Origin of the sequence: Staphylococcus sp. HMSC055A09 (assembly GCF_001809655.1) — a bacterium.
Classification (GTDB): domain Bacteria; phylum Bacillota; class Bacilli; order Staphylococcales; family Staphylococcaceae; genus Staphylococcus; species Staphylococcus capitis.
In genome coordinates this window covers 125,660-151,046 of record NZ_KV798349.1, presented here as the reverse complement: position 1 = coordinate 151,046, position 25,387 = coordinate 125,660, and the positions used below count along the sequence as shown (strand labels likewise).

Genomic DNA, 25,387 nt, shown 5'->3' with positions numbered 1-25,387 from the left:
AATATACAAATTATTTAAAGGATGTGTTTTTAATGGCAATGACAGTAAAGAAAAACGATAATGAAGTACGTATTCAATGGAGAGTAGCAGATATTAAAATACCTAATAATGAAATTAAAAATATCTCACAAGACCAAGATATCCATGCAGTACCTGAAAAAAATGGAAAAGAAATCTCTCGTATTGGTTCTACATTTGGAAAAACAAACCGCGTAATTATCGATACTGATGACCATGAATACATTATTTATACTCAAAATGATCAAAAAGTTTACAATGAACTGACTAAGTAATTAAAATATATATAATTAATAATCCATACAAAAGCCACCAACCATGTATCTATTACGGTTGGTGGCTCTCATTTTCGATATATGAAAATTGATAAGTATAAACAATCCTATTATATTGGAATCAATAATGATTATGGAGGTGAAGTTATTGTTCGTCGTAACAAATAGAATAACCGTGAAAAAAGGTTTTGCAGAAAAAATGGCACCTAGATTTACAAAAGGTGGTCAAATCCAATCCTTACAAGGTTTTAATGGTATTGAAGTTTGGCAAATTGATAGAGATGATTATAGTGAAGATATGTATGTAAATACATGGTGGAATACTGAAAAAGATTTTAAAAATTGGGTAAATAGTGATGCTTTTAAAGAAGCTCATAAAAATACTGGAAAATCCGAAGACTCTCCAGTAATTAAAAGTGAAATTGTTAAAGCAAATGTATTGTCGAAATTAGATAAATAATTTTTTAATAGAGGATTGCTTATTATAATAAAGTATATTAATAAGCAATCTTTTTAATGGATAAATAAATGCGCAAGTAATGCAATAATAGGAAGCGTGATTAAAGTACGTATTAAGAAAATCATAAATAGTTTACCTATGCTGACAGGAATTTTTGAACCTAAAATAACACCACCTACTTCTGACAAGTATATTAATTGGGATATACTTAATGCTCCAATAACAAAACGTGTTATGTCACTTTTGACCCCCTCAATTAATATAGATGGTAAAAACATATCGGCAAAACCTATGAGAATAGTTTGAGAAGCGTGTGAAGCTTCTGGAATTTGCAATAATTCTAGTAGTGGAACGAATGGTTTTCCAATAACTTCAAAAATAGGTGTATAATTCGCGATAATTGTTGCGATTGTTCCTATACTCATTACTACTGGTAAAATGACAAACCACATATCTACAACGGTTTTAAATCCAGAAATAAAGAACTTTTTGAATCCTGGAGCTTTTATACCAACCTCTGTCGCCATGTCATATCCATGTCTTAATGCCGTTTTTCCTTCTGGTAATTGCTCCGTTCTTGCATCCTCTGAAACATCTTTAGCATATTCATCTGGAATATTTTTTAAAGGCCAAATTCTTGGCATTATCATTGCTGCAATTAAACAAGAAACAATTACAGTGATATAAAAATAAAAGAATTGATCTTGCATTTTAATAGTTGAAGCAATAACTATAGCGAAAGTAATAGATACTACACTAAACGTAGTAGAAATGACTGTTGCTTCTCTTCTAGAATAATAGCCTTCCTCATACTGTCTACTTGTAATTAAGACGCCTACCGTTCCATCACCAATAAATGATGCTAGATTATCTACAGTTGATCGACCAGGTAGAGTAAATAGCGGTCTCATTACTGGTCTAAACACAGGTCCTAATAATTCTAATAGTCCGTATTCCATCAATAACGGTAAAAATAGTGCCGCAAATAAAAATACGGCCACAAGAGTTGGTAATAGACTATAAAAGACTAGCCCCCCCGTATCTTCTGAATAAATCATTTTAGGCCCTACCTTCAAATAAGTAAGCCATACAAATACAACTGATAATACTCTTAATATTAGCCAACCTAGTTTGACATTAAATGCATTATACATTAGGCCTTGTGGATTTAACTTGTGTTTATAAATTGTTGAGCACAAAAGAGTTAATACACCTGAAATTGTAATAATTAATACAATTAATATGGGCATAATATTCCCTAACAGATCTTTTAAACAATTTGCAAGAAATGCCACAGGTAATGTTGTTTGTTTTTGTCCATCTTGAACAACTGGTATAGGAATTAAAAATAATATGATACCTAGAATGGACATTGTTATAAATTTAATTCTACCTTTTATAATTTCGCTTTTAGTATATCCGTTCATTACTTTTCAATCCGTTTCTATCTATTTATATCAACTTGAAGTAATCAAGATTCATCTTCACAAATGTTTATATATACAAAAATATGAATAATTACGTATAAATACTATACGCTAATCTATCACTTTTCGCAATTAAAAATTTAAAAAAGGCCGATTTCAATAAACTATAAATTGAAATCGGCCATAGCATACCTAAGAGCGCTCAAATTCATATTTAATGAATAAATCATTTCATTCTACGTAGTAAGAATAAGAAATATGGTGCTCCAATAACTGCAATAACTACACCTACTGGAATATCAAGTGGCGGTTGAATTCCCCTAGCTAACCCATCACCAAGCGTTAATAGTATAGCGCCTATTAAACCTGACATGATAATGACATGTATATTTTTGTGTCCGACGAGTTGTCTTGCTATATGAGGTGCTATAAGTCCTAAGAAACTAATACCACCGACAACTGCAATAGAAGCTCCAGCTAACATTACAGCCAAGATGAGTAATATCATTTTTAAAAATCGAACACGTGCACCAAGAGCTGTAGCGACATTATCTCCCAAGTTTAAAATATCTAGCTGGTAACCGAGTAATAATACTACCGGTACAGTGATAATAAACCAAGGTAAGACACTATAGAAGTTAGAAATATTATGTCCATATAAACTACCAGTTAACCAAACTAATGCATTATTTGCATCCATAGGATTACGAATAAGTAAGAACTGTACGATAGCCGTACAAATTGCGCCAATGGCTAAACCTATAAGAGCAAGTTTCGATCCTTTTACATCAAATTTGGAAATAAGGAAGGACAATATTAAACTAATCACCAATGCTCCAACAAACGATCCTAAAGGTAATACAAATAAAGGTGCCGACGGAAATATCATAATAATAATCACCGCTGCTAGACTTGCTCCTTTAGTAATTCCAATAACATCCGGAGATGCAAGCGGATTTCTAATTACACCTTGAATAACAGCACCAGATATAGCTAAACTGCTACCTATTACTAATCCCAATAATGTTCGAGGTATACGATATTCATTTAAAATAAAGTCATCTTGTGTGAAAAAACCAACAATAGCGTGTATAGGGTCTATCATAACTGAACCTATACATAAACTAAATATTGTACTGACGACTAATAAAATAATCACGATTCCATAACGTATACTATTGCTACTCTTAATCATACGCGATTCACCCCTCTTACAGTAATGAATAAGAAGTAAAAGGCGCTGACAAATGAAGTCACTATACCAACTGGAGATTCAAATGGATAAGTGATTAAACGACATAGAACGTCAGATATTAACAATAAATCTGCACCAAAAATAAACGTGAGAGGTAGCATAATTAGATAATTTTTACTTACATAACGTTTAACTATATGAGGAACAATGAGGCCCACAAAACCGATGGGGCCTGCAATTGAAACAGACATCCCTGCTAATACTATCACTAGCAATCCAATAATCATTCTTACAATTTCAGTACGTTGACCAAGGCTTCTTGCAATGTCGTCTCCGAGTTCCATAATTGTAAGCTGTCTTCCCATAAAAATAGTTACAATTACAGCAATGACTATACAAGGTAAAATCATCATAATTTGATTCCATTTTATCCCAGCTAATGATCCTACTAACCAAAACATGACAGTATCATTAGAATCCTCATTTAAAAGAATGATTCCTTGGGTCATGCTACTAAAGAATAGATGTATCGCCATACCTGCTAAAGCAAGTTTCACTGGCGTAATTGATTTCGTAGATCCTGACAACGTATAAACAGTAAATCCACCAAAAAAGGCTCCAATAATTGCTAGGATAGTTGAATAAGAACCTAGGGATGGAATTAAAACTGTAATTAAAACAATGACGAAGGACGCTCCAGCATTTACACCAAATATTTGAGGTGAAGCAAGTGGATTTCTAGTTATTGCTTGCATAAGTAGACCGGCTATCCCCAATGCACCACCTATCACTAACCCTGCAAGCATTCGAGGCATGCGTACGTTATGAATTAAAAATGTTTGTTCTGATTCAATATGTCCAGTGAAGTAACTTAAAATATCATGAAATTGTATTTTTGAAGAACCAATCGCTAAATTCAAATAGATTGAAATAAAAAGAAAGCACACACCCACTATATAAGTGAGTGTAGTGCGCTTTCTCTTTTTTTGTTCAATAGCGGATTGACTATTTTTAATACCCATAGTCATTATTTTCCACCTTACTTATTATCTTTATTACTATCTTTCTTTGAAAGTTCTACAAGTTCTTTTGCCATCTCTTCAGAAGAAATTAAACCACGTGATCTAGCCCATAGGTCACGATCTAACACATCTACACGATTATGTTTAACAGCGTCTAATTTTTTCCATACAGCATCTTTTTCTAATTCTTTAAGAGAAGGCTCATTAGGACTTGCTTTATCAGTCATGATGAACATACGGCCTGGATTTACTTTAGATAATGTTTCAGTGTTCATTTGTAAGTAAGGTCCTTTAAGATACTTACTTAAACCTTTTGTCACATCATCAGTTAATGCTTCTTTGAATCCAAGTTGATTTAAGAATTGTCCTACATATGAATAACTAGGGTGTGCTAATAAACCTGATTTAGATGCAACTGCAGGTAACACTTTCTCATCTTTATTCATTGTAATTTCTTTTTTATATTTTTCAATCTTTTCATCATGTTCTTTTAGACGTTTTTTACCTTCATCTTCTTTACCTAATGCTTTAGAAATTGTTTTGAAGGCATCAATGTTTTGATTATAGTTTCCATCAAAACTCTTAAGTTCAATTGTTGGAGCAATTTTACTTAAATCTTTATAAATTCCTTTATGTCTATTACTATCTGCAATAATTAAGTCTGGTTTTAGTTTACTAATTTCCTCTAAGTTAGGTTGTTTACGTGCACCTACAGACGTATAGTTACCAATTTTATCTCTTAATGGTTTGATGATACGTTCCTTTTTCTTATCATCTGCTATACCTACAGGTTTTACATCAAGTGAAGCTAATGCATCTACGAATGAATATTCAAGTACAACGACACGTTTAGGGTGCTTAGGTACTTTAGTTCTTCCTTCTTCGTGTTTAATTTCTACACCATCTTTAGATGCAGATTTATTACTTGAATTATTAGAACCATTACTTCCACAGGCCGCAACAAGAACTAATACTAGCATTAAGCCAACAGCACTAAAAAATTTTAGACCTCTCATTGTTCCACTCCTTAATATGTATATGCTTACATATACAGTTTATTGATAACGATTCTCATTGTCAATATCATTTTGTATTGTTTTATGAATATATTTTACTCAAATATAATTTAATTCATAAGTCAGACTAACTACTATGAAAGATAAATCTGAATATCACTTTATATTTGCCTTATATACAATTTAGAGAACAATAACTAACTAAAATAAATAAAACTGCTCTTTTAAATAGAAAATTAAAGAGCAGTTTAAAGTGAAATATAATTTAATGAATAAAATTGAGTCTTCATTACGTATTGGCAAATATGGTTGTGTTAAAATTTTCAATCAAAGTTTGAATCTTTGAATCGTCGTAATATGATTTAGTTAAATTTTTCATATACATACTCTGTGACAAAGCTTCATAATTTAAACTAAATTGAATTCTATCCCCAATTTGATAGTGATCTTGATTATTCAAATCAATCATTAAATGATCGCTTGAGGCGCCAACCATTTTCAGATCATTGGCGATAGGCTTGATACCATCTGTAAATGTATCTAAATAACCTATATCCACTATTGCTTGTAAATAGGATTGGTGTGTCACTTGATTAATACGTGGTTTAATTTCAATAATTTCCGCTTCAAGTACAATCGCATCTTGATAGAGACTTGCAATAGGTTCATTCGTGGTAGTATCTATTCCTCTAAAGAGTGCTTCTCCTATTCTTAATTCATTAATCTTGCCAAGATCATTGTACATTGTTTGAGGTAACATGCTTGAGTTACCTCCTGAAATAATTTTAAACTTGTAACCTATTTCCTTTTCAACGGCACTAATGAACTTATTAATCATAAAGACATCATTTTCTTCTGGAGCTTTGGATTTAAAGCACATAAAATTAAATGCTAATCCTACTAGTTGTATATGACTCATACTCATAATTTCTTTAATATAATCTAATACATCATAAGTTAAGACACCTTCACGGCCGTCTTTCCAATCTACCATTAACATGATTTGATGCTTTACATTCATTCTTTTTGCAATTACATTCAATTGTTTAATCGTATCAAGTTCTGTTTGAATACTCAGTTTTACAGTAGAAACCATAGTTTCAAATTCTGTCGTGGGGCGTAATAGTGTAAAGGTGATATTTAAATCTCTTAGTCTTTCAATATTATCAATTCTTGATTCAGCAAAGTGTGTAATTCCAAGAGATTTTATTGTAGAAACGATGCGTTCATCTCCGGCAACACATTTTACTACAGGGGTAAAGTGAATCTGTCTACGTTCAAGTAATGTCTGAAGTACTTTGGCATTGTATTGTATTTTTGATAAGTTAACTTTGATTCTAGCCATGTACTACACCTCTTTTTTAATAGGATTTTCTAATTCAGTGTTTAAATATTTTTTAACTTTATTTTCCATCCTCATACTTAATAACGCTTTAACTGTTATTGTCGGACCAAATAATACTTTCCTCAAAATGTCGGCATGGGATTTATCATCATCAATCGCTAGATCAATCTCTTCACGAACGATATCAAATAACTCTTTTTCTTTAACATCTTCATATTGATTAAAGTGATGAATCAACTCTGCTAATTGATTTTGTACAACAGCATGTTGAAACTTCGCAATAACTTCCTCAATGGATTGAGCTAATAAACTTTCATTCGTTACTTCAATATTTGTTACCTTCTGTTGTAAAGTATCTAAATCTATACGTGAACCACCTAAATCACGTACTAAGAATTTCATTTGATAGTTAGGACCTAGATTGACAATCGTATTTTGCATATGTGCTTCTAATGCAATTCCATAATCTTGAATGTATGCAATGAGTGGTTGGACTAATGTTTGTGTGTAAGTTGCAATAAAATGTTTAATGTGGTCAATTGTTATTTCAGTTTCAAGCCATTCTAAATAGCTATCTACAATCGCTTTACGATCAATTGGATTAGGATTAACTAAACTTGCTGTGACCACTGTTGAGCCATTTTCAAAGATAACGGGTTTCTGACGAATAATGCATGCAAGTTGTCTTGCCAAATCAGAATCCACGTCGGCATATGCACCAAAGGGTTCCATCGCCACTTGGAGTCCTGGATATTGATCAAGAAGTCCTTGTAATGCATAACTTAATTTAGGTCCATCTACCGTAGTAACCGTAGAAACAGTTCTTACTGCACTAGTTGCTTGAACATTCACAGGAAGTTTAACGTGATAAGGTTTATGAATTAAATCCATCGTTCTAAATGATAACGTTGCTTTAGATTCTACTGTGAATGGTGTTGGTATTAGTATTTTACTAGCAATCCACTGACTAAATTTTCCGCCTATAGTGTGATCGTATTGCCAAGGATGAACAATCATGACTCTATAATCCTCTATATTTAAATTTAAAGGCTCCAAAAATGAATTGAGTTGATGACGATATTCCGGAATGACACGATTTAAAATATATTGGTCATCGTCTTCCATTGACGTAGTGACAATGTGATTCTTTTCAATAAGCATAATTTTTAGAGGAATAACCTTTTCAAACTCTGGAGCATACGCTTTCAACTCGCTTTTATTTAACGGAAGTTTTGTTTTAGTTAAAGGATGGGTAGGATGTCCTTCAACAATCAAACTCTCCGAATAACTTAAATCATCTATAATGCCACTATCTTGTAAATGTTGTAGCCAGGATATAAAGTTTAATGATTCAGGCAATCTTGAAAATTTCATACTTTGATGTATGAGTGATTGTCTGTTGTTAAAATGTTTATATGTTTCAATAAAACTGTCTCTACTATGAATCAATTCTTCATTCAAACGTTCTGAAATTTCAATATTAAAATCCTGTGTTAATGTTTCGAGCAGATCTTCTAAGCTTTCAATAGGTTGTGACTTTTGACCACAACCATACATAATATCGCCTTTAAACACATATCTTTCCATAGCACTTTTACGTTTTACTTGAACAGTTAATCTTTTGCCTTGGTACTGAATTTCCACCACACTATCATCTTTCGTTATTTTCATGCCCTCTGGTGAAATACGTTCCTTAATTATTGCGTTCATGATACGGTATTGTATATTTTTATCTGCTAACAGCCATTCATTACGCTCCATTATTACTTTCCTCCAACTTCGTCATACGCTGTATTAGGTAAAATATTACTGAAATGGCTACGGTAGTTATACCCATGATCATGAATGTCGTCAGTATTCCGAATACATCTGCAAAGAAACTCATAACTAAACTACCGAGAGGTATCATACCACGGTCCATCATAATAATACTTAATACCTTCCCTCTCTCATAGTCTTTAACACTATGTTGAAAATAAACTCTATTCGTTGTTCTTGCCCATTGGCTAAATAGTCCAATTAAAGTGATACAAATGAACATAATAACCAAATTATGTATAACGACGCCTAGTAAAGCTAACCCAAATAGCAAAGAACTTAAATAATACATTTTAACTGCGCTTAGATGATTTAAAATGGTAGGTAAAATAATTGTTGCTACGATACCACCAATAGCACAGAAGGTCATCGCTATACCAAATACTTCTGATTTTCCTGGAAAAATATGATTCGTAAGTACGGGTAATACTGTTGTATAAGAGAATCCTGTAGCCATGATTAATAGAGAAGTAACAAATATCTTACTCCCCTCTAGATTACGTTTGAAATAATTCATAACTATCTTTAATGAGAATTCTTTATTTTCGAGTTGATTTGAAACAACTTCAAAGTGAAGAGGCAGACTAAAAAGTACAGCAACTAAATAACATATCGCTTGTGCTAAGAAAGTTGAAGGCGCATGATAAGCTGCTAGAATGACTCCAGCGATTGCGGGACCTATCGAACGACAGATGTTAATGATAAACGAATGAAACGATACTGCCTGTGTTGTAGAAATTTTATCTGATAAATCAGGTAACACCGCTTGTCTTACTGGTGTTTCTACTGCACTTAGAATACCTCTTAACGATGCATAAATGAGTATTACAGCGATTGGGATAGAATCAATAGTAAATGTCAAAACACATAATACCGCAGTGACTATAAATGAAGAGTAAATCGTTATTCTAAGTAAATTTCCTTTATCATATTTATCAGCAATTGAGCCTGCCCATACACTTAGCAATAAAATTGGTACGAGTCGGCAAAAATTAACTAATCCCAGATAAACTGCGTTATGATATGTAGTAAGTACAAACCAGTTTAATCCTATTTGCCCAATCCAATTCCCCAAAAACAGAAGAAAAGAACTGGAAAAGAAAAATTTTGCCATTTAATTTCCACCTGTCTTTTTTATTGATAATAATTATCATTATCATTAATATGGATTATACAAATCTTATTTATTTTTGTAAAATATTTTTTTAGAGGTGAATTATGAATTTCAATCAATTTATTAACAAACAAGACATTGAGATGACCCAAGATGAGCAAAATGTTTTTCAGTTTTTACAACAATATGATGAACAATGGGCATCTATTTTCCAAGATAAATTATTAACTGGTCGAGATAAAGTAACAAAGCGTTTAGTTACTTCTATACATAGAGAGAATTTAGTTCATGGTAATGATCATAGTCAGTTACTTAATAGACGTAAATTTGCTGGTTATGACACTCATGTAACTGACATTTTAGAAATTCATTTTCCTAAATCAAAGCTATACTTATACGCACCAGTAACTGGTCAGCATGCATTTAATCGTATAGATGTTGAAGGCCCCTTTTATTATAAACGTGAACAATATCAAGATGAATTTAAGCGTATTTTACATCCTAATGACATATTAGACTGGATTCTTACTGAATCACCAGAGTTGGACAATGAAGCGAGCCAACAATTCAGAGATGACCAAACGAACAGTGCAGCCAATATGACATTTGCGCTGAGCTATCAATATTTTAAAATGAAGGATGATCGAGCACCTCTATACGATATTATTAAAAATCATCAAGATAGTTATCTAAGGTCTGAGCAAGCCGTAGTAGAAGGCCACCCTCTTCATCCGGGAGCAAAACTGCGTAAAGGTATGGATGCGTTTGAAACATTTAGATACTCTTCTGAATTTACTCAGCCCATCGAATTAAAAATTGTATTATTGCATCATTCAGTGGCTCGTATTCAAGCTTTAGATGCAAATTACAATGATACGATGAAACATATGTTTCCTGATATATACTCACACTTAGAAAAAGAATTTAGCGGACAAGTCAATTTAGACGACTATCAATTGATGATTATGCATCCATGGCAATACGACCATGTCCTACATCAAGATTACATGGAAGAACTTGATCAACGACTTATGATTGTGAGTGAATATTCTATCCCATATTATGCTGGTTTATCATTTAGAACGTTGGTTCCTGAATTACCTAATAAAGCGCCACATATTAAATTATCAACAAATGTACATATTACTGGCGAAATTCGTACACTTTCAGAACAAACAACTCATAATGGACCTTTAGTTACACACATCTTAAACGATATCTTGACTAAAGATTCAACATTTAAACAGTATGCTTCTACTGTAATTGATGAAGTGGCAGGAATTCATTTTTATAATTCTAATGATAGTGATGAGATACAAACGGATCGTAGTGAACAACTAGGTACGTTATTTAGAAATAATTTCTATCATTCTATAACGAATGATGTGGTACCTGTCATTCCATCAAGTTTAGTTGCAACGTATCCTTACAACTCTGAAACGCCTATTCAAACATTAATTCAAACATATCAAGTTTCTAAGGGATTTCAGTCATTTGAAGAAGCAGCTAAAACTTGGATGAATGAATATAGTAAAGCGTTACTAGGTTTAGTCATTCCTTTATATTCTAAATATGGTATTGCTTTAGAGGCACACCTACAGAATTCTGTTGCAACCTTTAACGAAGACGGTTCACTTAATAAACTATATATTAGAGATTTCGAAGGTTTACGTATTGATACTGAGCGCTTAAATCAATCGGGTTATGAGACGAACCATTTTCATGAGAAATCTAGAATTTTAACAAATTCTAAGACTTCCGTTTTTAATAAAGCATTTTATTCTACAGTTCAGAATCACTTAGGAGAGCTTGTGCTTACAATAGCTAAGTCATCTCATTCTTCTTCACTTGAAAATGAAATCTGGAAGGATATGGCACTCATATTAAAGGATATTTTAAGTAATATCACAGAATTATCTGAAGGTCGTCGTAGTAAAATCGAAGAAGTTATCTTTGCCCCAACAATTGATTATAAATGCGTGACGACTATGCGATTAGAAGATCAAGCACATGAATATACGTATATTAAAGTAAACAATCCACTTCACTAATTAAAATATTAATGTAATTGTAGCTTATAATAAGCAGTCTATGTTTAAGAAAGTCATCTTTTACGCAGACTGCTTATTTTTTGAGGAAAATTAATTATTAATAAACAAAAAGCCTATAAATGGTGTGAGAACACTTTCCATTTATAGGCTAATATCATATAAGTTTCAACTTAAATGATTTATCAAATTGCAATTATGAATTATTGTAAACCTTGTCTATCACTGTGGTTGTTGTCTTTGTTGTCTTTTTCATTTTTTTGTTGCCATTCTTTTTTAGTCATTACATCGTCAACTTGCATGTTCACTTCAACAACTTCTAAGCCAGTGATGTATTTCACTTGTTCTTTAACTAAGTCAGTTACTTTACGGAAGATTTTTGGTGCTGATTCACCATATTCTAAAATAACTTTTAAGTCGATAGCAGCTTGTTTTTCGCCAACTTCAACTGACACGCCAGTAGTCACGTTATTACCACTTGAGAATGCATTAGTGAAGTTGTCAGTGAATCCGCCTTTCATATCTAAGATACCTTTAACTTCACGAGCAGCAATACCAGCAATTTTTTCAACTACTTCATCAGAGAAAGTTAATTTGTTTTCGAATTGTGGTTGTTGATTTTCTTGAACTTCTTTTTGTTGTTCTTGTCTTTCTTTTTCATTTACACCAGTTTGGTTATCGTATGCTTGTTTTGCTTTGTTATTATCTACTGCCATAGTAAATTCTCCTTTACTTTCAAAATTTAGTTATTATTAATAATTAGATTTAATTAATTCCTTTAGAACTGGACTAGCTCCATCTATTGAGGAAATTCATAAAGTCTTGCGTACGGTCTTTAATATACCCGATACCAATTCCAATTAAACACAAGACAATGATTAAAATTGTTTTCCAAAATCCAAGAGTTAGGAATAATATAGCTATAAGTAAAAATGCTAAAAATCCAATAATACGCCACTTAAATGCTTTAAATATATTGATTAATTGTTGTGTAGAGTCTTGTCCGTTTTGATTATTATTTTCAGCCATGATATCCCTCCCTTACAACACACGTGGACCAGACGTTTTCTGGTCACGAACATTAACTTCTAATTTTCGTACTGGAATTTCTGTGAAATGTTCAACATTTTTCTTAATGTCAGAGCGAATACTTTCAGTTAATGATTTCACTTGAACATCATTTGGTACGAAGAAATCTGCTTTAATGTCGATAAATGATTTCTTTTTCTTACTATAAAGCTTACTTACTACATTAGGTTGTCTTACTTGATCATATTTAGTTAATGTATCGTACGCAGATTTTTCAACTGCTTTTCTTGATACATAAATATGACCATCATCAAAAGTTTTATAAAGTCCAGGTTTACGATACGTAGGTTTGAATATGCTTAATACTAATATGAGTCCAATCAATATTAGTAATCCCGCAAGTCCAATTAATAGTGGTTGGAACCAATTGAAATGAAGGAAGTAGTCTTGATAGCTTTTAATACGACTATCCTTTATGTACATAAACAATAGGAACCCAACAATTGCGACTATTAAAAGGCCGAGGATGAAATTTTTTAGTCTTTTCACCTCGCACGGCACCTCCTTATGTCATTGTTGAATTTGTTTACATTTTAAATGAGTACCCTATAAATATTTTTTTGAAACATAAATAAAACAATTTTTTATTCTATTTTTAAAAATATTTAAAGAAGCACTACTTATAATACATTATTCCCATTCTAATTAGATGAAAAACGTATATTTTTATTATTATGTTAAATTTTTTTCGTTTTTAGAACTACGGTATTCTAGAATGTCAGAATTCTTATCCTTAACTAATACCTTATTGCTAGGACGTGGCTTTTCATCACTAAGCGACTTAAAGAGCGACCAAATCATAACTATGATTACGAGTGAAAATGGTAATGCAGCTATGATAAGTAAGTTTTGTATTGCTTGTGTGCCACCAGTGTAAATCATAATTATTGCAAATAGTGCCATGATAATACCCCAGCTTACCTTTACAAATGAAGCAGGATTTATATCTCCACGAGCACTTAACATACCCAGTACATAAGTAGCGGAGTCGGCTGAAGTCACAAAGAAAATCATAATCACTACTAGAGTAATAATACTTAATATAAATCCAAGCGGATATTGTTCTAACGTTGCAAATGTAGCTGTCTCTGTAGCTGCTTTAGCAATATTAGCTATATGATGATCTTGTAAATAAATTGCTGAAGCACCGAAGACTGCAAAGAATAAGAAACATACTAGTGCTGGAACAAATAGTACGCCTAAAATAAATTATTTGATTGTTCTACCTCTTGAGACACGTGCGATAAAGATTCCAACAAATGGCGCCCATGAAATCCACCATGCCCAATAGAAAATTGTCCATTGTTGTAACCATTTAAATTTCTCTCCACCTGATGGAATTCTCAAACTCATTTTAAAGAAATTGGCTATGTAATTCCCTAAACCATTCGTAAATGTGTTCAAAATATAAAGTGTCGGTCCAACAATGAATAATTCGACTAAAACTAGAAATGCTAACCCCATATTGATGTTACTTAAAGTTTTAATACCTTTATCAATACCTGACCATGCTGACCAAGTAAATAATATAGTAGCAACGATAATAAGGATAACTTGTGTTCCAAAGTTATTTGGCACTTTAAACAAGAAGTTAAGGCCTTCATTAATTTGTAATGCTCCAAATCCTAATGTTGCTGCAACACCTGTTACAGTCGCTATGACTGCTAATACATCTATCGCACCACCTATCGGACCTCGCATAGCTTTTTCACCGAAAATGGGCGTTAATGTTGCACTTACAAGACCGGGATATCCCTTATGGAAACTAAAATACGCAAAGACGAGCGCTACAATGCCGTAAACTGCCCAGGCATGTATACCCCAATGGAAGAAAGAAAATTGCATGGCGTCATTAATGGCTGACTGCGTTCCAGCTTTATGTATTGGAGTTAAAGTAAACGCGTGACTTATAGGCTCCGCAGTGGTCCAGAATACTAATCCGATACCCATACCTGCACTAAATAACATAGCAAACCATGAAGGAAGTGAGAATTCAGGATCTTCTCCTTCTTTACCTAATGTAATTGATGCATATCTAGAGAATAATAAATAAACACTTACTATAAGTATGAGTAGGACAAGTAGAAGATAATACCATGAAAAATGAACTGCTATAAATGAAGTTACAGTTTGCGTAACTTGTTCAAGTTGTTTAGGTAGAATCGCACCATAAATAACAAATGCTGTACAAATTGCTAATGCTACCCAAAATACAATGCTGATTTTACTTGTATTTGTTGATTTCATAAATAAAACAATCACCTCTTTCCTATGTTTATTACCCATCCCAAGTATTATCAATCATTTATACTTTGTATTTTTAAAATATATAACTTTTTAATTGTATAGTTATGATGGCGACAAGATTGAATATAAAATTAGCAGTAAGATGATTCATAATTGAAATCATCTTACTGCTATTCTTTCTAGGAAATATGTCGATAATTATTTTTCCACATTAATAACTAATTTACCTATCATCGTATTTGACTCTAAAATTTGATGAGCTTGGTAAAGTGTCTCGGTGGTTAAACCATTAATCACCTTCGTAGTTGTATGGTGATATTGCCCTTGTTCAACCCTTTCAGAAATATCTTTCAAATACTCATGATGTTTAATCATGTCATTCGTGCGATTGACTGGTCTGGCGAACATAAATTCATGAGTAAAGTTAACACTCTTAGGTTTGAGTAGATTTAAGTCTTGCTTTTCTTTAAATGCAACAATCGTTGCGATATGACCTAATGGTTTAATAAGTTCAATCATTTTCTCATAATATAAATCTGTATCAAATGTGCAGAAAATGTAATCTACTTCATTAATATCGTGATGCTCAAGTTGTGTCTTTAAATCTTCTTTATGATTGATTACAATATCAGCACCCATAGACTTCGTCCATTCAATCGTTTCCTCACGAGATGCAGTGGTAATAACCTTTAAGCCATGTGCTTTAGCAATTTGTGTAGCAATACTACCTACCCCACCGGCCCCGTTAATGATAAGAAGAGATTTACCTTTGTTCTTTTCAGGGTCATGAGATATTTGAAACACATCAAATAATGTTTCAGATGCTGTGAGACCAGTGAGAGGTAAACTTGCCGCTTGTTCAGGCTTAAGATTAGATGGTGCTTTCGCTACTAATTCTTCCTCAATTAACTGATATTCTTCATTAGAGCCATGCTGATTTGGAGAACCTGAATAAAACACATAGTCTCCTGGCTCAAACATTGTGACATCTTCTCCAACTTGTTCGACAATACCTGCCGCATCAAATCCTAATATACGTGGTGCATGGTTAACTGGTAAGATGCGTTGTTTCGTATCAACCGGATTGACACTTATACTTTGAACCTTTATTAATAACTGATTCCTAGTTGGATTTGGAATATTAAATTCAATTTCTTGAAATTGATTACCATCTTCTAGATTGAACGGTGCATTAAATCCTATTGCTTTCATGATTCCACCTCTATGTTGATTTTATTAAATTAATTATAGCATTTAATTCAATTCACTCATTTAAACAGTTTTTTTGAAGATGAAGATACTAAACGTCAGAGACTTTAATTACTTGTTTACCAAAATTATCACCAGTGAGTAAATTTCTAAATGCTTGAGGTACTTTATCGAAACCCTCTTCTACAGATACTTGAGTCTTAATCTTACCCTCTTGTACCCATTTAGCGAGTTGTTCGCTTGCATTTTTAAAGTCATCAGCGAATTCGGCAACTAAGAAACCTCTCATCATCGCTTGTTTCTTGATGAGTGTCCCTTGAATACGTGGACCAATATCTTCTTCAGGATGGTTATAAGAAGAAATGGCACCGCAAACAGGAATACGTGCATGTGTGTTTAGGTGTTTAAATACTTCATCACCTATTTCACCGCCTACATTTTCATAATAGACATCGATGCCATCTGGAACAGCATCTGCTAATGTTTGGGCGAAATCATCTTTCTTATAATCTACACCTGCATCAAAATCTAATTCTTTAGTAAGATAATTTACTTTCTTATCTCCTCCTGCGATACCTACAACTCTACATCCTTTAATTTTAGCAATTTGGCCGACAACTGAACCTACTGCACCTGAAGCTGCTGAAACAACTACGGTTTCACCTTCTTTAGGCTGTCCAATGTCTAAAAGGCCATGATAAGCAGTTTGCCCTGGCATTCCTAGGACGCTTAAATATAAGTCAAGTGGCACATCTGTTGAAGGTACTTTATCGATATGCTCTGTTGATACAGTGTTTATTTTCTTCCACGGAAGCATGCCCACGACAATGTCACCTTCATTATAATCTTTAGCATTTGATTGAATAACTTTAGCTACGATATGTCCATTGAATGGCTCTCCTTTTTTAAAAGGCTGGACATAGGAATCTGCATTCGTCATACGGCCTCTCATATATGGATCCACTGAAATATATAATGTTTCTAATTGAACTTCATTATTTTTAGGTTCTTGTACATCAGTTTCTTCATATTTGAATGTATCATCTTGTGGCATTCCATCTGGAACTTTGTTAAATACGATTTGTTCATTTTTCATATGATATCACCCTTTTTTGAATATTAATTCTGTAAATATCATACCTCGAACAAGGTCATCGCAATCATAGAAAATCACTTGTATAATAAGAGCAAGCATTGAGAAATTGGTTGAATCATGACGTATGGGAGGTTTAATTTTCCTAAAATGAAATTAAGCATATTAGATTATGTACCGATATTTGAAGGTAGAAGTGCACACGAAGCATTTCAGCATAGTGTAGAGTTAGCACAACGAGCTGAACAATTAGGTTATGTGAGATATTGGGTGGCTGAGCATCATCAAGTTCGTTCTGTGGCATCAAGCGCCCCTGAAATGGTCATGATGACATTATTGGAACAGACGAGTAATATCAAGATTGGAAGTGGTGGTGTCATGTTGCCACACTACAGCCCGTATAAAGTAGCTGAACAATTTAAGATGATGGAAGCACGCCATCCTCATCGTGTAGATATGGCGATAGGACGCTCTCCAAGTTTCAACAACGTGAACGCTGCATTAAATGAGAATAAAGAAAGAAAACTAGATTTTGATACACAGTTAGATGATTTGAATAAATACTTGAATGATGACATTGATAAAGCGCACCGCTTCAAGACGTTATTAGCTACCCCGTTAATCCCGACCAAGCCTGAAATGTATATTTTAGGTATGAGTGAACGAAGTGCAAAGTTAGCTGGCAGACGCGGTTTGCCATTTGTTATTGCTAAAATGGGACAATCGTCAAGTGCTATTGAAGAAGTTATAAATGTCTACAAAAATGAGTTTGCACGTTGGCATGGTAGATATTGGAAATCGTCTGGCGATGGCGATAATCGTGCTTTTGGTAGGACATCTCATGGAAGTTCAGAGGAAGATTTTGCTGGGGATTCACATAGAGGTGTTAAGGATTATTCTGGCGAACATGTGCATGAGGCTTTTGAAGAAGAATCTAGAGACCATGTGCATGAAGCTTCTGAGGAAGATTCTAGAGGCCATGTGCATGAAGCTTTTAAAGAACTTTCTGGTGGTGTGAAACCGTATGTGATATTAGCTACATTTGTAGTAACGGGTGATAATGAGGTTGAAGTTGAAGAGCTTTTAAGCGCATTACAACTTTGGTTGTTACGTATTAATTATTTAGATCAACCTCAGTTTTACCCATCTATTGAAACCGCTAAGAATCGAGTTTATAGCGAGCGCGAGAAAGAGAAACTTGAACAGAATAAGCGTAGAATTATTTATGGCTCGCCTCGCGAAGTATCACGTCAGTTAAAGGATATTAAAAGTTTGTTTGGAGTAGATGAGTTAATGATATTGCCAAATGTTTATGGAGAAGATGCGCGTTTTGAGTTAATTGAATTATTGGCACGAGAATTAGATATTTAGTGTGTTTGCATTATTAGGCACAATATTGAATCATTTTATTCGTTGAATAGAGTAGGACTAGATAACTGTATGGAGTGTGGGCTGTTGATTCAACATGATGGTGTTTAAGAAGATATGGTTTTAATAGAGAGGCGCACTGATGCATTAAAATTGTGAGGAGCCAAATGCATGAGTGCGCTTCAACTATATGAATTATTTGCTCCATAGAAATTGAATGATGTCGTTTGCTATATTTTTATTTTCGTGTAATTGGCTATGTTGAGCTGTTTTACCGGTAAATTTATTTTCCGTGTAAGATTTTGGACTATTTCCTAGTAAATATTTCAAAGATTTTGATGAACTATTTGATACACGACCATCAGAATGTGTGCCATCTTGAATATCTCCATAAATATTGAGTACATCAATGTTTTTATCTTTATAAACTTCTTTTAAAGATAATAACTTTTTGAAATCATCGTTCATTTTATTTGGCTTACCATTTCGATCTAAGTTTATTTCATTTATCTTTTCATTAAGATTTAGTACGCCATTATAAGTACCTGCAATATTTACTTCTTTTTGAAGGTGTGGCAAATATTTATCATTTCCATAGTTATTCATATAATAAGCAAATGACATATTCCCCATTGAGTGTGCTACAAAATTAAATTTATTGATATTATATTGGGATTTCAATTGAGACAAGACATTTTTAATCCATCGTGCATTTTCATTAAAATCACCATTGCGATTATTTTCAAATTCGATTTTTATAATTGGATTTTTTACATTTTTATCTATAGAACCAATAAAAGTCACATTACCATTGCGAGATACTTTTGCTATCATCACATCCTTTGTAACGCCCTTTTTAACTGCTTGATTAACCATGAAACTTTCTGATTTTTCGCTTCCTCCATATCCATGCATAAATAGAGTGGCCACAAGTTTATGTTGATGTTGAGTAACTGAAGACGGAATATGTTTGCCCGATTGACGGCTACAAAGTACAGTAAATAATATCAAAGTAACAATAATAATAAGTATAAAGACCATCGCAGAAGATTTTGATTTCATCATCTTACCTCATTTTGTTTATTTTATATATTATATACGATTAGAGAGGTATTTGCTCATATTTAAAGACTCACTACATCTAATGTAATGAGTCTTTGGAACATACAAGCTGTATTTAAATGATAAATTTTTAAAAGGAAATTATTTGATTTCTTTTGTTTTAGCTAATTCTTTGTACCAATAAGCACTTTTCTTAGGATATCTTTCATGTGTATCAAAATCGACGTAGAAAAGACCGTAACGTTTTTCATAACCATTTGACCATGAGAATACGTCCATCAATGACCATAAGAAGTATCCTTTCACATTAGCACCATCTGCAATTGCATCAGCAATCACGTTTAAATGTTTCTTAACATAATCAATACGGGCATCGTCATGTACAGTTTTCTCTTTTTCATCAAATTCATCTTTGTATCCTAAACCATTTTCAGTAACATAGATTTTATGATAATTTGGATAATCTTTCACAACCCTCATAATTTGATCGTATAATCCTTGAGGATAAATCATCCAATCCCAATCTGTTCTAGGTACATCTACATCAAATTCTCTTTGACCGACACCTTTAAGTTGGTATTTAGAACCACCTTTATCTCCAGTCGCATTGTGCGTAATCTCAGATTCACCTTCATAACCTCTCATCCAATCACTCATGTAATAATTGATACCTAAGAAGTCATTTAAATCTTTAGCAGCATCTAAAATTTTATAATCTTCGTCAGGGATATTCAATTTACCACCATTAACAGATAAGATATGTTGAACACCTTCCATTGTTTCACGAGAATACTTACCTAAGTATGTGGCATCTAAAATAAATTTATTATGGATAATGTCCTCTAGTTCTGCTGCTTTAACATCTTCAGGATTAGAAGAATCAAATGGATATTTTGTAGGTAAGGCATGAACTACCCCTATTTCACCTGAATATTGCCCATCTTTAAATAACTTTACAGCTCGAGCATGTGCAACCATCATGTTATGGTGAGATTGAAAAACCTTTTCAAAGTCATATTTAATACCTGGAGGGAATTTACCTACTAAATATTGACCATCACCGATTGGCCCTATCTCATTGAAAGTAGTCCAGAAATTAACTTCTGGGAATTCTTTAAAGCAAAATTCTGCATAATCTACGAAATAATCAATGGTTTTACGATTTAAGAAATCTCCATCTTTATGAAGTACTTCTGGTGTATCAAAATGGTGTAAAGTAACGAATGGTTCAACATGACGTTTATGACATTCTTTAAATAGCTTATGATAGTACTCTACCCCTTTAGGGTTTACTTCTCCATACCCTTTCGGAAAAATTCTTGACCATGCAATTGAAATTCTTATACCGTTAACTCCGAATTTCTCACTTAATTCTAAATCGATTGGATATTTATTATAGAAATCACTTGCTGGTTCTGCTGTATACCAATAATTTTCCTCAAGATATGTATCCCAAGCGACACGCCCCTTACCATCAGTTTGAGTTGCTCCTTCTGCTTGATAAGCTGCTGTTGCTCCACCAAAAATAAAATCTTCAGGTAATTTCTTAGTCATGAATAAAACTCCTATCTAATTTTTAAATTGTTGTTTTACAAATTCGAGTGCTGCTTGACCATCTCTAGTTAACTTAATGTATTCAGCGCCTTGTGTTTTAGCTAATTTTATACCTAATTTGTCAGTGTCTTGTTTAATATCTTCATAATTTGAGGCTACTTGTGGTGCTAATATAATTAATTGATATTCTTTCATAATATCCATATGTGCACCATAACCACCAGCCGCTGCTGTAACAGGTACACCGTATTCATCTGCTGCTTTATTCAAAGCATTAGCTAATAAACCACTTGTACCTCCTCCTGCGCATAATACTAAGACATTTGTTTGTTCAGTTATATTGCTGTCAGAATGATCTTGATTCACTTCTGGTTGTGAATCATGACTTTGCGAAGCTTCATTCGCTCCGGCAGTTGCTAAAATAGCATCAGCTTTTTTAGTATCAAAGTTAGCTGAAACTTTTTCTTTTAATTCATTATTAACTTCTTTATTACCTAACTCTTCTTCCAAAATCTGCTCATCATAAACCTTAACGAATGGATAATAAATAATGACATCTACTACGATTAAGACAATGGCTAATACAAATGACCAAAACGCAAAACCAGTACCCATCACGATACCTAGAGGACCTGGAGTAGTCCAAGGTAAGAAGATACTAAAACTATTCATATTCAGAACATCAACAAAAAATTTAAATATCCATACATTGACAATTGGCGCTAAAATAAATGGAATAAAGAACACTGGGTTTAATACTAAAGGCGCACCAAACAAGATAGGTTCATTTACACCAAAGAAAGTAGGAACTACTGAGGCACGTCCAATTGCTTTATTACGTTTAGACTTAGTTAGCCACATAAACATGAAAGGTACGACTAATGTTGCACCAGTACCTCCCATAGTTACAACAAACATTTGAGTACCAGGTGTAATGACTTTATCAGCATGTTCGCCTGCTTGAATTAAATGTAAGTTCGCTTCAAGGTTAGCGTAAGTAATTGCTGCAATGGCTGGTTCAACGATTGATGGTCCATGAATACCTACAAACCAGAAGAAAGCGAATGCACCAAAGATAATTGTCACTCCGACCCAACCATCAGCTGCTGTAAATAATGGTTCAAAGATTTTTAATACTGCGTTAGCTACATTGGTATGAATAAAGGCTCTAGCAATTAAATCTAACGCATAAAGAATAATGATTACTGCTGATAATGGGAATATATCTTTGAAAACTTGTGATATATTAGGTGGCACTTCTTTAGGCATTTTTATTGTAATATTATGTTTGATAAAGAAACTATAAACATTAACAGTTATAAACGCTGATAAGAAGGCTGTTAATAAGCCTTTTGTTCCCATGAAAGCACTTAAAAACCCTCCATCTTTTACAGGATCGGCTGCTAAGAACAAGAAACCACACATTGCAGCCATCATTGTTGAAATAAAGTTAATTTGATTCGTGCTTTCCAATCGTCGATTAAATGAATCAGTCAGTGATTTGGCTGTTGTCCCTGCTACAATGAAACCAACAATTCCCATCGTAAAGTTATAGGGTTTCATTAATATACCTTCCATTGTTTTACTCCAAGTAAATCCAAATACATTCGGTACATAAGTGACTAAAATAAATATACTTGAGAACAAGATAATAGGAATTGCTGCAATAAATCCATCACGAATCGCTCTTAAATAAATATTACGAGATATTTTTTCAAAGAACGGCTTTCCTTTTTCTATCCATGCTATTAACTTATTCATAAAGGTCAACTCTTTCTTTTATATAATTCGATTAAATGCTTCATTAGATCTTTTAATAAAATAGTAGTCATTAAATGATCTTGACCATGCATCATCGTTACACTATAAGCAATGTCGTCTCCTTGAGCTTCTTTTTGTAATAAACTAGTTTGAGCACGATGTGCATCAGCAATGCACTGATTACCCTCTTCTATTAAAGATTCGGCTTTATCATACTCTCCCTCTTGTGCGGCTGTTAATGCCTCTAAAAACTTAGACCGTGCATCTCCAGCGTAAGCAACAATTTCAAAACCTAATAATTGTACTTCTTCTCTATTCATGATGTGTCTGTCCCCTTTCGAGAATTAAACTCTCTCTTTCCATGATGTTGCAGTCGTTTCTAAAACTTTATTCAACTCGTCAATGTTTTTGAATCCTGTAGTACGAAGCCATTGTCTAGCCGCTTCTTCACCTTTTTCGATATATACTTGAACTGCGCCTGCCCAAGTAGCTCTACCACAAAGTACTCCATTGAATTGAGCTCCTGCGTCATGTGCAAATTTTAAAGTCTCTTGGAAAAGTTCAGCAGAAACGCCTGCACTTAAGTAAATATATGGTAATTTTGTTGAAGCGTCTTGGTCTTTAAAATATTGTGCTGCTTCTTCTTTAGAATAAGCTACTTCTCCATCAGTGAATCCTTCAACATATTTCATATTTACTGGTACTTCTACTTTTAAGACATCAACATTAAAGCGATCTTCTGAGAATAGTTTCATCGCTTCATTTACTTTTCTTGGTTTCACTTTCGCAAATTCTAGACTACTATTATCTGGAATATTATCGTCATAAGTGAGAACTTCTAAGAAAAATGGAATATCTTCAGCTACACATTCAGATCCAATTCGTTCAATGTAAGCTTTCTTCTGAATATTAATTTCTTCTGCATCGTCGACGTCATAATAAAGCAAGAATTTAACGGCATTTGCACCTTGCTCTTTAAGTCGTTTAGCTGACCATTCTACTAAACAGTCAGGTAATCGACCTTTTGCGTTAACGTCATATCCTGTTTTTTCATAGGCAAGTAATAAACCACACTCTTTATTACGAGCTTCTGATGCAGGTAAACCATATTCAGGGTCCAAAAGAATAGATGACGCGTATTGCGTTAACTCTTCTGATACTAAAACTTTTAATTGTTCAATTTGCTCAATTGTAGGTTCATCTGTTTGATGTTTTGCCATCATACGTTTTAACGCACCACGTTGGTCAAAAGCTAAAGCTGAGATGACACCTTTATCATTACTTAGATGTTCAATTGATGCCGTTTTTTGAGTTGTTTTTACCATGTTTTACACCTCTATAATTTCAATTTGGTCAAAGAGCTGAGAATAATTAGACATATTTACATAACCTGTTTGTGCCTCTTGAGCATTTAACATTCCTAAAGTGTTCGACTTCTTAAGTAGATTCTCATCACTTTCATGATGAACAATTGCTGAAGCTATTCCTGCAACTGTTGAATCTCCAGAACCCACTGGATTAAGTACTTTAATCGAAGGAATGTTTACTTTATAAAATTGATTATTATGTTTAGCAAACGCACCATTCGCACCTAAAGAAACAATAATCCACTCAATACCTTTAAATAATTGATGATTTAAAGCTTTTTTCAGCTCTTCAGTTGATTCATTAAGTTCTGTAGAAATCAATTGTGATAATTCTTCAATATTTGGCTTTATCACTGTCGGTTTGTGATTATTTTGTAACGCTTCCTTTAATGTTTCTCCAGCACAATCCAGCACGACTGGTTTATCATTTTCATTACATATATCAATAATTTTTGAATAATAATTTGAATCTACACCTTTTGGTAAGCTCCCAGAAATAACAACCGATTTAGCTTTTGGTATTAGATCTTTTAAATGCTTCAAAAACCCGGTTGATTCATCCACAGTTATTGTTGGTCCTTGCTCCAAAATCTCTGTTTGGTTGCCATTATGCAATATAGCAATACAATTCCTAGTTTCACCTTTAATTTTGAAAAATGAATGTTTCACTTGATTGTGATTCAACTTTTCTGCTATAAAATCGCCTATTTTACCACCCAAAAAGCCAGTGGCAACAACTTGTTCATTGAGTTGTGATAACACCCTAGTTACATTGAGTCCCTTTCCACCAGCTGTCTTACTAACGTTTTGAACTCTATTAACTGTATCAATATGTAATTCATCCAATGGATAAGAGATATCTACCGAAGGATTTAATGTTAAAGTTAAAATCATGTTGT

Annotated in this window: 22 protein-coding genes and 1 pseudogene; 4 read left to right on the top strand and 19 right to left on the bottom strand. The window is 33.3% G+C overall.

Translation table 11 applies throughout. From position 1 onward, the window contains the following. The first annotated feature begins 32 nt into the window (after nt 1-32). On the top strand, nt 33-293 hold the full coding sequence (locus HMPREF2642_RS01000) for a SunI/YnzG family protein (protein ID WP_002432344.1): 261 nt from the start codon (nt 33-35) through the stop codon (nt 291-293). Between the two features lie 148 nt (nt 294-441). Continuing rightward, complete coding sequence (locus tag HMPREF2642_RS00995; RefSeq protein ID WP_002453758.1) at nt 442-753, top strand: heme oxygenase; 312 nt, start codon at nt 442-444, stop codon at nt 751-753. 53 nt (nt 754-806) lie between these two features. Here the strand turns inward: HMPREF2642_RS00995 and HMPREF2642_RS00990 are convergent, their stop codons facing one another. The 7 genes from HMPREF2642_RS00990 to HMPREF2642_RS00960 all read right to left on the bottom strand — a co-directional run bounded on the left by HMPREF2642_RS00990 (nt 807) and on the right by HMPREF2642_RS00960 (nt 9,690). Further along, nucleotides 807-2,180: a YjiH family protein gene (locus tag HMPREF2642_RS00990; protein WP_002432704.1), complete on the bottom strand. Its 1,374-nt coding sequence runs from the start codon at nt 2,178-2,180 to the stop codon at nt 807-809. A 226-nt stretch (nt 2,181-2,406) separates the two neighbouring features. Next, nucleotides 2,407-3,375: a FecCD family ABC transporter permease gene (locus HMPREF2642_RS00985; RefSeq protein ID WP_023351324.1), complete on the bottom strand. Its 969-nt coding sequence runs from the start codon at nt 3,373-3,375 to the stop codon at nt 2,407-2,409. Then, nucleotides 3,372-4,403: a FecCD family ABC transporter permease gene (locus tag HMPREF2642_RS00980; protein WP_070597542.1), complete on the bottom strand. Its 1,032-nt coding sequence runs from the start codon at nt 4,401-4,403 to the stop codon at nt 3,372-3,374. Before HMPREF2642_RS00980 ends, HMPREF2642_RS00985 begins: the two co-directional genes overlap by 4 nt. An 11-nt stretch (nt 4,404-4,414) precedes the next feature. Then, nucleotides 4,415-5,413, bottom strand: coding sequence for an ABC transporter substrate-binding protein (locus HMPREF2642_RS00975; protein WP_070597540.1), 999 nt, complete (start codon nt 5,411-5,413; stop codon nt 4,415-4,417). A 289-nt stretch (nt 5,414-5,702) separates the two neighbouring features. Continuing rightward, a complete protein-coding gene (locus HMPREF2642_RS00970) occupies nt 5,703-6,758 on the bottom strand; it encodes an alanine/ornithine racemase family PLP-dependent enzyme (protein ID WP_049428199.1) in 1,056 nt (351 codons plus the stop codon). Between the two features lie 3 nt (nt 6,759-6,761). Continuing rightward, a complete protein-coding gene (locus HMPREF2642_RS00965) occupies nt 6,762-8,519 on the bottom strand; it encodes an IucA/IucC family protein (RefSeq protein ID WP_049428200.1) in 1,758 nt (585 codons plus the stop codon). Beyond that, nucleotides 8,509-9,690: an MFS transporter gene (locus HMPREF2642_RS00960; RefSeq protein ID WP_070597538.1), complete on the bottom strand. Its 1,182-nt coding sequence runs from the start codon at nt 9,688-9,690 to the stop codon at nt 8,509-8,511. The genes HMPREF2642_RS00965 and HMPREF2642_RS00960 overlap by 11 nt, the downstream gene beginning before the upstream one ends. Before the next feature lie 104 nt (nt 9,691-9,794). Here HMPREF2642_RS00960 and HMPREF2642_RS00955 point away from each other — a divergent pair, with 104 nt between their 5' ends. After that, complete coding sequence (locus HMPREF2642_RS00955; RefSeq protein ID WP_070597536.1) at nt 9,795-11,741, top strand: IucA/IucC family protein; 1,947 nt, start codon at nt 9,795-9,797, stop codon at nt 11,739-11,741. Nucleotides 11,742-11,941: 200 nt separating this feature from the next. Here HMPREF2642_RS00955 and HMPREF2642_RS00950 read toward each other — a convergent pair whose 3' ends face one another. The 6 genes and pseudogenes from HMPREF2642_RS00950 to HMPREF2642_RS00925 all read right to left on the bottom strand — a co-directional run bounded on the left by HMPREF2642_RS00950 (nt 11,942) and on the right by HMPREF2642_RS00925 (nt 17,379). After that, nucleotides 11,942-12,454 (bottom strand): Asp23/Gls24 family envelope stress response protein, encoded by a 513-nt coding sequence (locus HMPREF2642_RS00950; protein ID WP_002432778.1) that lies wholly within the window; start codon nt 12,452-12,454, stop codon nt 11,942-11,944. 73 nt (nt 12,455-12,527) lie between these two features. Next, nucleotides 12,528-12,767, bottom strand: coding sequence for a DUF2273 domain-containing protein (locus tag HMPREF2642_RS00945; protein ID WP_002432747.1), 240 nt, complete (start codon nt 12,765-12,767; stop codon nt 12,528-12,530). A 12-nt stretch (nt 12,768-12,779) separates the two neighbouring features. Next, a complete protein-coding gene (amaP, locus tag HMPREF2642_RS00940; protein ID WP_002432799.1) occupies nt 12,780-13,316 on the bottom strand; it encodes an alkaline shock response membrane anchor protein AmaP in 537 nt (178 codons plus the stop codon). Nucleotides 13,317-13,499: 183 nt separating this feature from the next. Continuing rightward, a pseudogene (locus HMPREF2642_RS00935) lies at nt 13,500-15,074 on the bottom strand (BCCT family transporter). A 198-nt stretch (nt 15,075-15,272) separates the two neighbouring features. Continuing rightward, entirely contained in the window at nt 15,273-16,286 is a 1,014-nt protein-coding gene (locus tag HMPREF2642_RS00930; RefSeq protein ID WP_049428216.1) for a zinc-binding alcohol dehydrogenase family protein, read from the bottom strand. Nucleotides 16,287-16,374: 88 nt separating this feature from the next. Next, nucleotides 16,375-17,379 carry an NADP-dependent oxidoreductase gene (locus tag HMPREF2642_RS00925; RefSeq protein WP_049428220.1) on the bottom strand — a complete coding sequence of 335 codons (1,005 nt, stop codon included), beginning with the start codon at nt 17,377-17,379 and terminating at the stop codon, nt 16,375-16,377. A gap of 147 nt (nt 17,380-17,526) precedes the next feature. On the opposite strand from HMPREF2642_RS00925, the gene HMPREF2642_RS00920 reads away from it, so the two are divergent. Next, a complete protein-coding gene (locus HMPREF2642_RS00920; RefSeq protein WP_049428224.1) occupies nt 17,527-18,747 on the top strand; it encodes an LLM class flavin-dependent oxidoreductase in 1,221 nt (406 codons plus the stop codon). 192 nt (nt 18,748-18,939) lie between these two features. Here the strand turns inward: HMPREF2642_RS00920 and HMPREF2642_RS00915 are convergent, their stop codons facing one another. From HMPREF2642_RS00915 to HMPREF2642_RS00890, 6 genes are all read right to left on the bottom strand, one after another. After that, complete coding sequence (locus HMPREF2642_RS00915; protein ID WP_037579012.1) at nt 18,940-19,806, bottom strand: alpha/beta hydrolase; 867 nt, start codon at nt 19,804-19,806, stop codon at nt 18,940-18,942. 141 nt (nt 19,807-19,947) lie between these two features. Continuing rightward, on the bottom strand, nt 19,948-21,360 hold the full coding sequence (gene lacG / locus HMPREF2642_RS00910; protein WP_070597534.1) for a 6-phospho-beta-galactosidase: 1,413 nt from the start codon (nt 21,358-21,360) through the stop codon (nt 19,948-19,950). A 15-nt stretch (nt 21,361-21,375) separates the two neighbouring features. Further along, nucleotides 21,376-23,121, bottom strand: coding sequence for a lactose-specific PTS transporter subunit EIIC (locus HMPREF2642_RS00905; protein ID WP_016898635.1), 1,746 nt, complete (start codon nt 23,119-23,121; stop codon nt 21,376-21,378). 5 nt (nt 23,122-23,126) lie between these two features. Next, nucleotides 23,127-23,441: a PTS lactose transporter subunit IIA gene (lacF, locus tag HMPREF2642_RS00900; protein WP_002432608.1), complete on the bottom strand. Its 315-nt coding sequence runs from the start codon at nt 23,439-23,441 to the stop codon at nt 23,127-23,129. 24 nt (nt 23,442-23,465) lie between these two features. Then, a complete protein-coding gene (gene lacD, locus HMPREF2642_RS00895) occupies nt 23,466-24,446 on the bottom strand; it encodes a tagatose-bisphosphate aldolase (protein ID WP_002432501.1) in 981 nt (326 codons plus the stop codon). Between the two features lie 3 nt (nt 24,447-24,449). Beyond that, on the bottom strand, nt 24,450-25,382 hold the full coding sequence (locus HMPREF2642_RS00890; RefSeq protein ID WP_064212203.1) for a tagatose-6-phosphate kinase: 933 nt from the start codon (nt 25,380-25,382) through the stop codon (nt 24,450-24,452). Nucleotides 25,383-25,387 lie beyond the last annotated feature (5 nt).

Coding starts and splice junctions, on each gene's coding strand:
- HMPREF2642_RS01000 (WP_002432344.1), top strand. CDS start 33: ATGGCAATGACAGTAAAGAAAAACGATAATGAAGTACGTATTCAATGG.
- HMPREF2642_RS00990 (WP_002432704.1), bottom strand. CDS start 2,180: ATGAACGGATATACTAAAAGCGAAATTATAAAAGGTAGAATTAAATTT.
- HMPREF2642_RS00985 (WP_023351324.1), bottom strand. CDS start 3,375: ATGATTAAGAGTAGCAATAGTATACGTTATGGAATCGTGATTATTTTA.
- HMPREF2642_RS00980 (WP_070597542.1), bottom strand. CDS start 4,403: ATGACTATGGGTATTAAAAATAGTCAATCCGCTATTGAACAAAAAAAG.
- HMPREF2642_RS00975 (WP_070597540.1), bottom strand. CDS start 5,413: ATGAGAGGTCTAAAATTTTTTAGTGCTGTTGGCTTAATGCTAGTATTA.
- HMPREF2642_RS00970 (WP_049428199.1), bottom strand. CDS start 6,758: ATGGCTAGAATCAAAGTTAACTTATCAAAAATACAATACAATGCCAAA.
- HMPREF2642_RS00965 (WP_049428200.1), bottom strand. CDS start 8,519: ATGGAGCGTAATGAATGGCTGTTAGCAGATAAAAATATACAATACCGT.
- HMPREF2642_RS00960 (WP_070597538.1), bottom strand. CDS start 9,690: ATGGCAAAATTTTTCTTTTCCAGTTCTTTTCTTCTGTTTTTGGGGAAT.
- HMPREF2642_RS00955 (WP_070597536.1), top strand. CDS start 9,795: ATGAATTTCAATCAATTTATTAACAAACAAGACATTGAGATGACCCAA.
- HMPREF2642_RS00950 (WP_002432778.1), bottom strand. CDS start 12,454: ATGGCAGTAGATAATAACAAAGCAAAACAAGCATACGATAACCAAACT.
- HMPREF2642_RS00945 (WP_002432747.1), bottom strand. CDS start 12,767: ATGGCTGAAAATAATAATCAAAACGGACAAGACTCTACACAACAATTA.
- HMPREF2642_RS00930 (WP_049428216.1), bottom strand. CDS start 16,286: ATGAAAGCAATAGGATTTAATGCACCGTTCAATCTAGAAGATGGTAAT.
- HMPREF2642_RS00925 (WP_049428220.1), bottom strand. CDS start 17,379: ATGAAAAATGAACAAATCGTATTTAACAAAGTTCCAGATGGAATGCCA.
- HMPREF2642_RS00920 (WP_049428224.1), top strand. CDS start 17,527: ATGAAATTAAGCATATTAGATTATGTACCGATATTTGAAGGTAGAAGT.
- HMPREF2642_RS00915 (WP_037579012.1), bottom strand. CDS start 19,806: ATGAAATCAAAATCTTCTGCGATGGTCTTTATACTTATTATTATTGTT.
- lacG (WP_070597534.1), bottom strand. CDS start 21,360: ATGACTAAGAAATTACCTGAAGATTTTATTTTTGGTGGAGCAACAGCA.
- HMPREF2642_RS00905 (WP_016898635.1), bottom strand. CDS start 23,121: ATGAATAAGTTAATAGCATGGATAGAAAAAGGAAAGCCGTTCTTTGAA.
- lacF (WP_002432608.1), bottom strand. CDS start 23,441: ATGAATAGAGAAGAAGTACAATTATTAGGTTTTGAAATTGTTGCTTAC.
- lacD (WP_002432501.1), bottom strand. CDS start 24,446: ATGGTAAAAACAACTCAAAAAACGGCATCAATTGAACATCTAAGTAAT.
- HMPREF2642_RS00890 (WP_064212203.1), bottom strand. CDS start 25,382: ATGATTTTAACTTTAACATTAAATCCTTCGGTAGATATCTCTTATCCA.